At 65.7% G+C, this 12,464-nt stretch carries 15 protein-coding genes and 1 pseudogene; 12 read left to right on the forward strand and 4 right to left on the reverse strand.

What is annotated here, in order from left to right:
* Positions 1–174: 174 nt before the first annotated feature.
* The 8 genes from QOC69_RS29840 to QOC69_RS29875 are packed head-to-tail and all read left to right on the forward strand — an operon-like array spanning position 175 to position 8,277.
* Positions 175–993: a DeoR/GlpR family DNA-binding transcription regulator gene (locus tag QOC69_RS29840; RefSeq protein ID WP_526446137.1), complete on the forward strand. Its 819-nt coding sequence runs from the start codon at positions 175–177 to the stop codon at positions 991–993.
* Positions 990–2,471: an FGGY-family carbohydrate kinase gene (locus tag QOC69_RS29845; RefSeq protein ID WP_526446123.1), complete on the forward strand. Its 1,482-nt coding sequence runs from the start codon at positions 990–992 to the stop codon at positions 2,469–2,471. The genes QOC69_RS29840 and QOC69_RS29845 overlap by 4 nt, the downstream gene beginning before the upstream one ends.
* Before the next feature lie 31 nt (positions 2,472–2,502).
* Entirely contained in the window at positions 2,503–3,807 is a 1,305-nt protein-coding gene (locus QOC69_RS29850) for an ABC transporter substrate-binding protein (RefSeq protein WP_526446124.1), read from the forward strand.
* Between the two features lie 55 nt (positions 3,808–3,862).
* On the forward strand, positions 3,863–4,714 hold the full coding sequence (locus QOC69_RS29855) for a carbohydrate ABC transporter permease (protein WP_526446125.1): 852 nt from the start codon (positions 3,863–3,865) through the stop codon (positions 4,712–4,714).
* Entirely contained in the window at positions 4,711–5,526 is an 816-nt protein-coding gene (locus QOC69_RS29860; RefSeq protein ID WP_526446126.1) for a carbohydrate ABC transporter permease, read from the forward strand. Before QOC69_RS29855 ends, QOC69_RS29860 begins: the two co-directional genes overlap by 4 nt.
* 21 nt (positions 5,527–5,547) lie before the next feature.
* Positions 5,548–6,630, forward strand: coding sequence for an ABC transporter ATP-binding protein (locus tag QOC69_RS29865; RefSeq protein WP_526446127.1), 1,083 nt, complete (start codon positions 5,548–5,550; stop codon positions 6,628–6,630).
* Between the two features lie 6 nt (positions 6,631–6,636).
* Positions 6,637–7,410: an SDR family NAD(P)-dependent oxidoreductase gene (locus tag QOC69_RS29870; protein ID WP_526446128.1), complete on the forward strand. Its 774-nt coding sequence runs from the start codon at positions 6,637–6,639 to the stop codon at positions 7,408–7,410.
* Between the two features lie 45 nt (positions 7,411–7,455).
* Positions 7,456–8,277, forward strand: coding sequence for a BtpA/SgcQ family protein (locus QOC69_RS29875; RefSeq protein ID WP_526446129.1), 822 nt, complete (start codon positions 7,456–7,458; stop codon positions 8,275–8,277).
* A gap of 12 nt (positions 8,278–8,289) precedes the next feature.
* On the opposite strand, the pseudogene QOC69_RS29880 reads toward QOC69_RS29875, so the two are convergent.
* Positions 8,290–8,421 (reverse strand): annotated as a pseudogene (locus QOC69_RS29880) (winged helix-turn-helix transcriptional regulator); the annotation flags it as partial.
* A gap of 78 nt (positions 8,422–8,499) precedes the next feature.
* Here QOC69_RS29880 and QOC69_RS29885 point away from each other — a divergent pair.
* Complete coding sequence (locus QOC69_RS29885) at positions 8,500–8,841, forward strand: hypothetical protein (protein ID WP_526446138.1); 342 nt, start codon at positions 8,500–8,502, stop codon at positions 8,839–8,841.
* The gene (locus QOC69_RS29890; protein WP_526446130.1) at positions 8,841–9,221 is read left to right on the forward strand and encodes an MmcQ/YjbR family DNA-binding protein; all 381 of its coding nucleotides are present in this window, start codon (positions 8,841–8,843) and stop codon (positions 9,219–9,221) included. The genes QOC69_RS29885 and QOC69_RS29890 overlap by 1 nt, the downstream gene beginning before the upstream one ends.
* Here the strand turns inward: QOC69_RS29890 and QOC69_RS29895 are convergent.
* A complete protein-coding gene (locus QOC69_RS29895; RefSeq protein ID WP_526446131.1) occupies positions 9,193–9,678 on the reverse strand; it encodes a winged helix-turn-helix transcriptional regulator in 486 nt (161 codons plus the stop codon). The genes QOC69_RS29890 and QOC69_RS29895 overlap by 29 nt on opposite strands.
* A gap of 94 nt (positions 9,679–9,772) precedes the next feature.
* Between QOC69_RS29895 and QOC69_RS29900 the strand changes: the two genes are divergently transcribed.
* On the forward strand, positions 9,773–10,978 hold the full coding sequence (locus tag QOC69_RS29900; RefSeq protein ID WP_526446132.1) for a thiolase family protein: 1,206 nt from the start codon (positions 9,773–9,775) through the stop codon (positions 10,976–10,978).
* Positions 10,979–11,036: 58 nt separating this feature from the next.
* On the opposite strand, the gene relB is transcribed toward QOC69_RS29900, so the two are convergent.
* Both relB and QOC69_RS29910 read right to left on the reverse strand, forming a co-directional pair.
* On the reverse strand, positions 11,037–11,363 hold the full coding sequence (gene relB / locus QOC69_RS29905) for a type II toxin-antitoxin system RelB family anti-toxin (RefSeq protein WP_526446133.1): 327 nt from the start codon (positions 11,361–11,363) through the stop codon (positions 11,037–11,039).
* On the reverse strand, positions 11,363–11,716 hold the full coding sequence (locus QOC69_RS29910) for a type II toxin-antitoxin system RelE/ParE family toxin (protein WP_526446134.1): 354 nt from the start codon (positions 11,714–11,716) through the stop codon (positions 11,363–11,365). The genes relB and QOC69_RS29910 overlap by 1 nt, the downstream gene beginning before the upstream one ends.
* Before the next feature lie 481 nt (positions 11,717–12,197).
* Here QOC69_RS29910 and QOC69_RS29915 point away from each other — a divergent pair, with 481 nt between their 5' ends.
* On the forward strand, positions 12,198–12,410 hold the full coding sequence (locus QOC69_RS29915) for a hypothetical protein (RefSeq protein WP_526446135.1): 213 nt from the start codon (positions 12,198–12,200) through the stop codon (positions 12,408–12,410).
* Positions 12,411–12,464: the final 54 nt, after the last annotated feature.

A 12,464-nucleotide genomic window follows, 5' to 3' on the forward strand; every position in this document is an offset into this window, starting at 1 on the left:
CCGGGCGGAGCGAGCCGGATGTTGACCGTCGGATGCGAAGTAAAGGAGAAAGTGCCGATAAGTGTGGACGTTCCACACAATTCTGTTGTAAATTCACACGATCAACACACGACGTGATGCAAATGTCCAGCGCGACGGAGTGATATCTGTGAATTTTCCACACGGTCGGTGGATCTGAGCGTGGACGCGAAGACCCGCAGAGACCGCATCGAGCAGCGCGTCCGCATCGAACGCGAAGTCGGCTACGCCGAGCTCGCCACCGAGTTCGACGTGTCCGAGATGACGATCCGGCGGGACGTGGAGGCGCTGGAGACGCTCGGCGTGGTCCGGCGGGTGGTCGGCGGGGCGATCGCACTGAAGGGCAAGGGCACCGAACCCTCGTTCGCGACCAGGGTCGCCGACGCCGCGGAGGAGAAGCGCCACATAGCAGACGCGGTCGCCGACCTGATCGGCCCCAGCGAGACCCTCATCCTCGACTCCGGTAGCACCGCCCTGGCCGTGGCCCGGTCGTTGAGGGGCCGCCGACTGGGCCTGACTGTCGTCACCCCGAGCGTGCTGGCAGCGCTGGAGTTGATCGACGAAACAGACACCACCGTCGTGCTCACGGGCGGCGAGTTGCGGCCAGGAGAGCTGAGCCTGATCGGTCCGGCCGCCGAGGAAACGCTGGCCAGCTACAACTGCGACACCTTCGTGATGGGCGTCGCCGGCATCGACGGCGACCGCGGAATCTCCGATTACCACCAGGCCGAGAGCGGAGTGAAGCGGGCGGCGAGCCGACGCGCGGACCGGGTGATCGTGGCGGCCGACCAGAGCAAGCTCGGCCGGGTCACCCTCGTCAGCATCGCCGCGCTGTCCCAGGTCGACGTGATCATCACCGACGGTGAGCCCGAGCACCCCGCGCTGGTGGCCGCGCGTGAAGTCGGCGTCACCGTCGTCTGCGTCGCCGGGCACGCCGATGGGGGCTCCGCGGCACGGGAGGCGGAATCGCGGTGAATGCCCACACCATCGGAATCGACGTCGGCACCACCGGCACCAAGACCGTGCTGTTCGACACGACGCGCGGCATCGTCGCCCAGGCGTCGCGCGAGACCACCCTGCACTCCCCGGCTCCGGGTTTCGCCGAGGCCGATACCGGTCAATGGCTCGCGAGCGTCGTCGAATCCGTCCGGGAGGTGTTGAGCAGCAGCGGGATCAGCGGCGAGGCCGTGGCCGCCGTGGCGGTATCGGGCATGGTGCCCGCAGTGGTGCCACTCGACGGCGGCGGAAAGCCGTTGCGGCGCGCCATCCTTCAGAACGACGCCAGAGCGCACCGGGAGGTCGGCGAATTGGCCCTGGCGCTCGACGGCGTCGACCTGGTCGCGTTGACCGGGTCGGCCCTGACCCAGCAGTCGGTAGCGCCGACCACGGCGTGGTTGCGCGCACACGAACCGGACGTCTACGACCGGACCGCACACTACGTCGGCTCCTACGACTGGGTGCTGACGGCGCTCGGCGCCGACCTTCACGTCGAGCAGAACTGGGCCTTGGAATCAGGGCTGTTCACCATCGACGGAGACATCGCAGACGCGGTCGTCACGGCCGCCGGGCTCGACAGCTCCACTCTCCCGCCTGTGCATCGGCCGGGATCCTGGGTCGGTGATCTGAGCCAGGCGGCGGCCCAGCTGACTGGACTGACCGCCGGCACCGCCCTGATCGTCGGAGGTGCCGACCACGTTCTGTCCGCGTTCGCCGCCGGCGTGAACGCGCCGGGCGACGCGCTGGTGAAACTCGGTGGTGCAGGCGACATTCTGGTCGCCAGCGACACCCGGGTGGTCGACGAACGGCTCTACCTCGACGCCCACCCGGTTCCCGGCCATTGGTTGCCGAACGGTTGCATGGCCACCAGTGGCAGCCTGATTCGTTGGTTTCAGACGCTGATCGGCGGTGACGATCTCACCGTCCTCGATGATGAGGCTGCGGCCTCCGCACCCGCCGAGGTGCTGTGCCTGCCGTACTTCCTCGGCGAAAAGAGCCCGCTTCACGATCCCGATCTGCGCGGCGTGTTCGCCGGGATGCATCTCGGGCACACCCGCGCCGACTTGTACCGGTCGGTGCTCGAAGCCATCGCATTCGGTTTCCGCCACCACGTCGACGTGTTCACCGACATCGGCATTCCGCCGAACCGGGTGATGATCACCAACGGCGGATCCAAGTCCACCCTGTGGAAGCAGATCCACGCCGATGTGCTCGGCATCGAGATGCGACCCGTCCGTGGCCATCCCGGAGCCTCGCTCGGCGCCGCAGTGATCGCCGCCATCGGCATCGGGGCTCTGGACGACTGGTCCGACGTCACCCGATTCATCGCGTTGGACGCGCCCGTGGTCCCCGATCGCACGAGGACATCGACCTACGACGACGCCTACCGGGCGTGGCGGGAGCTCGGAGACGCCGTGGCTCCGATATCGCACGCGATGGCGAGAAGCACCCGATAGATCATCGCCAAATGAAAGGAACAGTGCCGCAATGACATCAACGACACCTTGGCGGAGGTGGCGGCCCTTGGTCGCACTCCTTGCCGTACTAACCCTTTTGATCAGCGCGTGTGCCGGCAGCGGCGGGCCCGACAAGACGCAGGCGACCGGAACCGGTGACGTCCCCAAGGACGTCTCGGGAACGGTGCGCATCCTGATGGAGAACGTCCCCGACACCGACATCGTCAAGGCGATCGTCCCCGAGTTCAACAAGGACTATCCAGGCGTCAAGATCGACATCGAGACGCTGACCTACGACCAGATGCGGGACAAGCTGGTGTCGTCGTTCCAGTCGTCGTCGCCCACCTACGACCTGATCATCGTCGACAACCCGTGGATGGTGGACTTCGCGAACGCGAAGTTCCTGCAACCGCTGGATGCCCGCATCGACAGCACGCCCAACTACGACCCGGGTGACTTCTTCCCGTCGCTGACGGAGATCACCACCGTCGACGGCGTCCGCTACGGCGTGCCGTTCTACAACTACGCGCTCGGATACCTCTACAACACCGACGATTTGGCGCAGGCCAAGCTCGAGGTGCCCAAGACCCTCGACGAGTTGGTCAGCACGTCCAAGGCACTGAAGGTCGGCGACCGGGCAGGCATCGCGATGCAGCCGCAGCGTGGGTACAAGATCTTCGAGGAGTGGGGCAACTGGCTATTCGCCGCAGGTGGCTCCATCTACGACGGGAGCGGCAAGCCCAGCCTGAACACCCCGGAGGCCAAGCGCGCACTGAACGCCTATATCGACACCTACAAGACCGCCGCACCGCCGAACAGCCTGAACTGGGCCTTCGACGAGGCGTTCCGGTCGGTGTCCAGCGACCAGGCCGCGGCGATGATCAGCTACAACTGGAACCTGCCTGCGCTCAACGAGCCCGGCTCGGGGCCGTCGGCGGGCAAGTACAAGCTGGCCGAGATCCCTGGCGGCAAGCAGGTGTTGGGCTCGTGGAGCTGGGCTATCCCGGCCAACTCCGGCGCATCGGATGCGGCATGGGCGTTCACGTCCTGGCTCACGTCGAAGGCACATGACGTCCAGCGCACCGAGCAGGGTGGCGCGGCGATCCGGCAGAGCACGCTGAAGGATCCCGCAGTCCTGAACGGCAAGTACGGTGCGGACTACTACACGACGGTCGAGCGGATCCTGGGCAACGCATCACCGTTGAGCCAGGGCGCCAGCGGCGAGGAGATGATCCAGGCCGTCGGCACCGAGCTCAACGAGGCGGTGGCGGGCACCAAGAACGTGGACGATGCGCTGGCCGCCGCGCAGGCCGCGGCCGAGAAGATCCAGGGCTGAGTTCGTAGATGAGTTGGCGGGAACCGGCCACGCGAGCGGAAAGGGCACGGGGACTGTGACGTTCAAGCATGGAATGGTCGCGCCGTTGATCGCGCTCTTTCTCGGCGTGGTTGGTTTCCCGCTGGCCTACGCCTTCTACCTGAGCATCACCGACTACAAGCTGACCAGTCACGGCACACCGCAGGTTGTCGGCGCGGACAACTACGTCGCCACGCTGCAGGACGGCGCGTTCTGGCAAGCGTTCGGCACCACCGCGACGTTCGTGTTGGTAGCGGTCGGGCTGGAGCTCGTGATCGGCCTGGCCATCGCGCTGTCACTGCAGAAGCAGCGCTGGGCACGTGATCTGACCCGATCGATGCTGCTGGCACCGATGTTCATCACGCCGATCGCCGTCGGTCTGATCTTCCGCTTCCTGCTCAACGATCAGATCGGCGCCATCCCGCATCTGCTGCAGGCCGTCGGCGTCGACTACGACTTCTTCGGTCCCGGCCGCGCCCTGTTCACGCTGGCGTTCATCGACGTCTGGCAGTGGACGCCGTTCATGGTGCTGCTGCTGCTCGCCGGGCTGGAGTCGATCCCCCGCGAACCGCTGGAGGCGGCCAGGGTCGACGGCGCACGCGGCTGGTACGTGCTGCGGCGAGTCACGCTGCCGCTGCTCGCGCCGGTGCTCGTCGTGGCGATCCTGCTTCGCTGTCTGGACGCGATGAAGGTGTTCGAGTACGTGTTCGCGACCACCCGCGGCGGCCCCGGAACCGAGACCCAGACGCTGCAGTACTTCGTGTACCAGACCGGAATTCAGTTCTTCCGCCTCGGTTCGGCGTCGTCGATGGCGTTCGTCGTGCTGCTCGTCGTGCTGACGATAATCGTGGTGGCGTTCCGGCGGTTGGAGAAGGCCAAGCAGTCATGAAGAACTCGCTGGCGCTGACGATTTGCCGCGTCGCCCTGCTCTGGGCGGCAGGCATCTCCGTGCTGTTCCCGGTGCTGTGGATAGCCCTGGCCAGCTTGAAGACCCCTGGGCAGCTGAATGATCCGTTCCTGCTGTCGTTCGCCCCCACGCTGGACGCGTGGCGCAACGTGCTGTCGTCGGGAATCCTCGCGGCGGCGGGCCGCAGCGCCATCGTCGCGCTCACTACCGTCGGCATCAGCGTGGTGGTCGGGAGCATGGGCGCCTACGCCATCGCACGATTCCGGGCCGGCGGTACGGCCACCCGGTTCGGTATGCTCGCCGCGCAGGTGCTGCCACCCGCAGTGTTGGTGTTCCCGTTCCTCACCATGGCGTACGCCCTCCGGCTCAACGACACCCTGATTCCGGTGATCTTTGCGCATCTGAGTTTCGTTCTGCCCGTGGTGACCTGGTTCCTGATCGGGTTCTTCGAGGCGGTGCCCCAGTCCCTCGAGGAGCAGGCCCAGGTCGACGGCTTCACCCGATTCCAGGCATTCCGATTGGTGGTGCTCCCACAGGTGCTGCCCGGGATGGGGGCCGCGGCCATCTTCGGCTTCACGCTGTCATGGAACGACCTCTTCTACGGCCTGATCCTGGCGCCGGGCAAGGCCGCCATCCTCCCGGTGGCCATCGCCGGGTTCAACACGTTCCGCGGCGTGCAGATCGGCTCGATGAGTGCGGCCATCCTGATCGCCGTCGTACCCGTCGTGGTCGCGAGCTTCTTCATTCAGCGCAGGCTGGTGCAGGGCATCAGCGGCGGCGCGGTGAAGTTCTAGAACGCAGGTGACGAGGAGAACATGACAACGGTCCGATTCGCAGGCGTGAACAAGTCGTACGGCTCGACGTCGGTGGTCAGCGATCTGAACCTGGAGCTGCCCGACGGGTCGTTCACCGTTCTCGTCGGCCCGTCCGGCTGCGGCAAGTCGACGTCGTTGCGCATGCTGGCCGGCCTGGAGTCCGTCAGCTCCGGCACGATCACAATCGGGGACCGCGACGTCACCGCGCTGCAGCCGCGCGACCGCGACGTGGCGATGGTCTTCCAGAATTACGCGCTCTATCCGCATCTCACCGTGCGGGAGAACATCGCCTTTCCGCTACGGGCCACCAAGGAGCCCCGCGCGAAGGCGCTCGAGCGGGCCGACGAGGTGGCCGAATCCCTCGGTTTGGCAAAGCTCGTGGGGCGCAAGCCGAAAGACCTCAGCGGCGGGCAACAGCAACGCGTCGCGATCGGCAGGGCGATCATCAGGCAACCGTCGGTGTTCTTGTTCGACGAACCGCTGAGCAACCTCGACGCCAAACTGCGCGTCGAAACCCGCACCGAACTGCTACAGATCCAGCGCCGGCTCGGCATCACCTGCCTCTACGTCACGCACGACCAGGAAGAGGCGATGACGCTGTCGGACCGCATGGTGGTGATGCGCGACGGGCGCACGGCACAGGAGGGCACGCCGCTCGAGGTGTACGACACGCCCACGGACACGTTCGTCGCGGCGTTCGTCGGCAGCCCCAAGATGAACCTGATCGACGGGGAGCTCGCGGGCGGAACCTTGACCCTGCCAACCGGATTCGCCTTGACCGTCGACCAGGTGCACGCCGGCGGTCGGGTCACGGCCGGTGTCCGCCCCGACGATCTGGAGCTCACCCCGGCCGAGGACGCCGACGCCCGGGTAAAGCTGATCGAGCTGCTGGGTCCCAGGGCGATCGTCACCATCGACGCCCGGGGCGCCGAACTCACCAGCGTCGTCGAGGCGTCGCGACTCTCCGGCATCACCGAGGGCACCCGGGTCGCGCTGTCGGCCCGACGGGGCGCCGTCCACGTCTTCGACGCACAGACCGGCCAACGTGTTGTTGGCGCCAGCCAAGAGAACCAAGACGGATAGGAAAGAATGACCAAGACAGTCGTGGTCACCGGTGCGGGATCCGGTATCGGGCGCGCCATCGCGATCACCCTGGCCGAACGAGCATGGCGGGTGGTCGTCACCGACGTCGACGGCGACGCCGCGCGTGACGTCGCGACCGCGCTGCCGACGGATGCCGGCGTCCGGCACGAGTCCGCGGTGCTGAACGTCAGTTCGCCCGCCGACGCGGCGACGGTGGCCTACGACGTCACCGACCGACTCGGCCTCGATGCCTGGGTCAGCAACGCCGGGATCTCGTTCATGCACCGATTCCTCGACGCCCCGATCGAGCGGTACGACCAGACGATGGACGTCAACCTCAAGGGTGTGTTCGTCTGCGGGCAGGCCGCCGCCCGCGCCATGGTGCGCAGCGGCACGGCGGGCGCGATCGTCAACACCGCCTCGATGGCCGGCAAACAGGGCCGGGTGCCGTTCCTGTCGGACTACGTGGCATCCAAGTTCGGCGTCGTCGGCCTCACCCAGGCGATGGCCTACGAACTCGGCGAGCACGGCATCACGGTCAACTGCGTGTGTCCCGGCTACGTCGAGACCCCCATGCAGTCAAGGGAACTGGAGTGGGAAGCGCAGTTGCGCGGCACCACCACAGAGGGCGTGCGCGCCATGATGGTCGACGACACACCACTGCGGCGCTTGGAACGGCCCGAGGACGTCGCACGGTCGGTCGCATTTCTCCTGTCCCCCGACGCTCGCTTCATCACTGGCGAAGCCCTCGCAGTCAACGGCGGCGCGTACATGGACTAGTCCGCGACTCCTCTTGCGAACCAACACAACCAAGAAAGGCACACCGTGACCACCACCTGGCTCGACGAGGTCTTCAACACCCGCAAGCCCGTCATCGCCATGCTCCACCTCGCCGCCCTGCCCGGCGACCCCGGGTACGACGGTGCGGGCGGAATCGCCGCCGTCGTCGCGCGCGCCCGCGAGGAGCTGGACGCCCTTCAATCGGGCGGTGTGGACGGCGTGATGATCTCGAACGAATTCAGCCTGCCGTATCTGACGAAGACGGAACCGATCACCGCGATAACGATGGCCAGGATCATCGGCGAACTGCTACCCGAACTCCAGGTGCCCTACGGCGTGAACGTGCTGTGGGACGGTCGCGCGTCGATCGACCTCGCGGTCGCCACGGGCGCGAAGTTCGTCCGCGAGATCTTCACCGGGGTGTACGCCAGCGACTTCGGCCTGTGGGACACGAACGTCGGCGAGGTGGCCCGCCACCGGGCCCGCGTCGGGGGTTCGGACGTGAAGTTGTTCTTCAACATCGTCCCCGAGTCCGCCACCTATCTGGCCGGCCGTGATCTCGAGTCCATCACCCGCACGACGGTCTTCGCGACGCTGCCCGACGCGATCTGCGTGTCCGGAGCGACCGCAGGCTCGCCGACGGACTCCGACGCGCTGCGCGTGGTGAAGTCGGCCGCGGGCGCCGTGCCGGTGTTCGTGAACACGGGGGTGCGGGCCGAGAACGTGGCCGCCCAACTCGACATCGCCGACGGGGCGATCGTGGGTACGTACTTCAAGCGCGACGGCGTCTTCGAGAACAGGGCGCAGCGCTCGCGGGTGGAGGAGCTGATGTCGCAGGCCAGGAAGTTCCGCGAGCAGCTGGCCTGACCCGTCGCCGGGTCACGAAGTTTCGGGCCGAGGCCGCCTGATCAGACGCACGCCCAACTCGTCGGCGGGCACCCGGTGGCCCTCCGCGCACCGGATCTCGACGGTAGCCTCGGCCCCGCAGTCGAGGTGCGTCAGCCGCACTCGGATGGGCAGTGCAAATACCGTCCCGAGCCGTCGGTGACGGGCATACGCTCGCCCAATACACCACCCTAGGAGGTAATCATGACTGCAATTGGCTTTGTGGTTCCGGTCCTGCCTGGCAAGGAGCAGGCTGACCGTGACTGGATGGATGAGATGGACGGTCCCCGCCGGGAAGAATACGAATCGGTCTGGAAGAAGCACGGGGTGTCCCGGCATGCGTGTTGGCAGCAGGTGACGCCTGACGGGACTGTCGACGTCGTCTTCTTGGAGGCCGATGACATACCGGCCGCCATGGAGGGCATCACGTCATCCGACGATGTCTTCAGTGAGTGGTTCCGCGGGCGGGTGAAGGACGTCCACGGCATCGATCTGACGTCGGAATCACCGCCGGAGTCGACGCAGATCCACGACCACCACTTTTAGTGGCTGGCTGGGACGACGTCGCCCGGATCGTCGGTGAGCTCGCGGAGACCACCGAGGCGTCGCCGCGCACGTGGCGAGTACGCAAGAAGCTGATCGTCTGGGAACGTCCCCTGCGCAAGGCGGATTACGAAGCGCTCGGCGACGATGCGCCGGACGGCGACGTCATTGGCGCGCGGGTGGCCGACGAGGGAGTGAAGTTCGCGCTGATCGCCGACGACCCGATGGTGTACTTCACCACCCCGCACTTCGACGGCTATCCGATGGTTCTGGCGCGGCTGGCTGAGATCGGCGTGCCCGAGCTAACGGAATTGGTCTCCGATGCGTGGTTGGCCCAGGCGCCGAAGACTCTGGTCAGGAAGTTCTTGGGCGAGTCCTCCTGACCAGGCGCACGCCCAACTCGTCGGCGGGCACCCGGTGGCCCTCAGCGCACCGGATCTCGACGGTCGCATCGGCGCCGCACTCGAGGTGGGTCAGTCGCAGGTGGCTGTCGTGGAGGTGCTTGCGACCCCACTCGAACATGGCCCAGACCACCGGCATCAGTTCGGTGCCCGCGTCGGTGAGCACGTATTCGTCGCGGCTGCGCTGGCCCGGCTCGCGGTACGGCCGCTTCGCGAGCATGCCGGCGTCCACCAGCTCCGAAAGCCGTGTCGACGTGGCCGCCTTGGTGATGCCGACGCGGCGGGCGAAGTCGTCGAACCGCGTGGTGCCGTAATACGCCTCTCGCATGATCAACATCGCCGACTTGGTCCCGACCAGGGCCATCGTCTTCTCGATCGGGCAATGGCCCACCGCCGACCAGGTGTCGCGTTGGGCAAGACCGCCCTGCAGGACTGTCATGTACATCACTCCATCGCTGGGTTGTTGTTACTAGACCTAGGTGTTACATCTAAGTATAGAGAGCAGTACTCAGCGACGAGTTCAGGAGGACCCCATGGCCGAATATTCAGATCGGGACGCCGTCATCGTCGGCGCCGTACGGACGCCCGTCGGGAAGGGCAAAGCCAGCGGAGCGCTGCACGACGTCCTCCCTGCCGATCTGCTCGCCCACAGCCTGCGCGAGGTCGTCGCCCGCACCGGGATCGATCCCATCAAGGTCGACGACGTCATCGCCGGCGCCGTGACGCAGGTCGGCGACCAGTCCTTGAACATCGCCCGCAACGCATTGCTTGGCGCCGGCTTCCCGGAGACCGTGCCCGGCACCACCGTGGACCGGCAATGCGGAAGTAGCCAGCAGGCAATCTCCTTCGCCGCCCAGGGCGTCCTAGCCGGGTCCTACGACATCGTGATCGCCGCGGGCGTCGAGTCCATGTCGCGGGTGCCGATGGGTGGCTCGGTGCTGCCGGGCAGCGACCCGTTCGGCCATGCGTTCGCCGAGCGCTACTCCGAAGGCCTTGTCCCACAGGGCATCAGCGCCGAGCTGATCGCCGCGAAGTGGGGGCTGTCGCGGACCGAGCTCGACGAGTTCTCCGCGAGCAGCCACGAGAAGGCCGCCCGCGCGACCAAGGAGGGGCTGTTCGACAACGAACTGGCTCCGATCGCAGGGTTGTCGACCGACGAGATCATCCGCCCCGGCACCACGGTCGAAACGCTGGCCGGTCTGCGCCCCGCCTTCTACAACGAGGCGTACGCGGCCCGCTTCCCGCAGATCAACTGGGAGATCACCCCAGGTAACTCGTCGCCACTGTCCGATGGCAGCGCCGCGGTGATGATCACCAGCGGCGCGGTGGCCCGCAGCCTGGGGCTGAAGCCATTGGCCCGCATCCACACCATGACGGTGGTGGGGTCCGATCCGCTGTACATGCTGACCGGCGTCATTCCTGCCACCGAGAAGGTATTGGCCCGCGCCGGACTGACGCTGGCCGACGTCGACCTCTTCGAGGTCAACGAGGCGTTCGCCCCCGTGGTGCTGGCATGGGCTAGAGACGTCTTCGGGGCGCAAAACGCGGCCAAGGGACTGGAACGAACCAACGTCAACGGCGGTGCCATCGCCATCGGTCACCCGCTCGGTGCTAGCGGTGCCCGCATCATGACCACCGTGGTCAACGCGCTAGAGCAACGCGGCGGACGGTACGCCCTGCAGACGATGTGTGAGGCGGGTGGCATGGCCAACGCGAGCATCATCGAGCGCCTCGGCTGATTGCGCCGAGCACCGTAGGGCACAGAACGAGACTCAGCAGGCACACGCGAGCGCGGGTCTAGCCGAGGGTGTATGCCTCGTCGCCGAATCTCGCGACAACCTCGACGTGTCCGCCCAGTCCCTCGATATACCTGCGGATGGTCTCTACTTTCGAGTGTTCAATCTTGCCGTGTTCGATTTTCGATACGGTGCGCTGACCTACGCCGATCTGTTTTCCCAGTTCGGTCTGGTTGAGGTGCCTAGCCTCTCGCAGCTCTGCGAGGCGATAGCCGCGTTCGACTGCGCGTAACTGCGCGACCATGTCGTCAATCTCTTCGGGGTCGTGGCCCCAGTCCTGCCGGACCTCGTCCCAGGTCCGGACCTTCTTGCCTGCTACGTGCTCCATCAGTCCTCGCCTTTCAGGTACTCGTCGTATATGTCTTCAGCCTTCGGCACGTTCTCGGCGTACCACTTGTCCCAGTTGTTGGTCTTAGTCCCGCCGATTAGCAGAACCGCATTCCGCAACGGGTCGAACATGTACAGGATCCGAATGTTCCCGGCTGGGACCACCAACTCACGCATCGTCTTGTGTCGCTTCGCTGACTTGATCTGCCCCGAGGTCGGTCGGCGCATCGCTGGGCCGTCCTGCTGAAGAATCGCCACCACTGCGTTGACCGCTTTCGACTCTTTGACACTCAGGCTGGGAAGCCAGTCGTCAACCTCTTGGGTCAACTTGATCTTCCCGTCCCAGCGCGCCAAAACAACACTCCACCTAGAACTGATTCGACACTGATCTAGAACTAGTCAATACAGACACTATAGACCCGCTGGGGTCTAGATGCTAGAGGGTCTAACAGCGGAGACGGGTGGAGTCTTCGTGTGCGGGTTTCCCCTGCAGGTCCACTGTTCGATCATACGTTCGAAGAACGATAGCAACCCTTTCGAACATATCTTCGGAAGATCGTGAGAAAACGCGTCAGAACACCCTGCTCCGCAAAAATGTCCCTGAGTTGTGCCACGCTCGTTCTGACCGATTCAGACAGTTGGTCCGGAAACGCGAAAGCCCTGACCGGAACGATTGTCCGTCAGGGCCTTGCGTGTATCACCACAATACGAACGCGAGCCTAGACACTGAGGCTGGAGTCCCGCAGGGGTTCCGCCGATTCCAGTGTTGCGCACGGACACTCACCCCGATCGTGAACTGCGTGTTTTCGCCGTCCACGAAAGAAGGGTGTGGTGGATGCCACAGTTCACGACGTTGTATGTGCTGGGCAGGGAGTATGGCCTGTCCATTCCCGATACGCAGGAGTGCGCGCGCAAGCTCGGACTCCCGTGGCAGAGTGCCGTCACGAAACTCAACGCCAACCAGGTCGCAGAATTGCGACCCGCGTGTTGTCCGTCGCTGAGGGTGCCGATGATGGCGTCGTTGTCGGTGCCGATGATGCAGGGCTGAGAATGCCCCACCCGCGGTAGCGGGTGGGGCATTGGTCGGTGTGGTGACGGCGTC

The organism is Mycobacterium sp. (genome assembly GCF_032162105.1).
Classification (GTDB): Bacteria; Actinomycetota; Actinomycetes; order Mycobacteriales; family Mycobacteriaceae; genus Mycobacterium.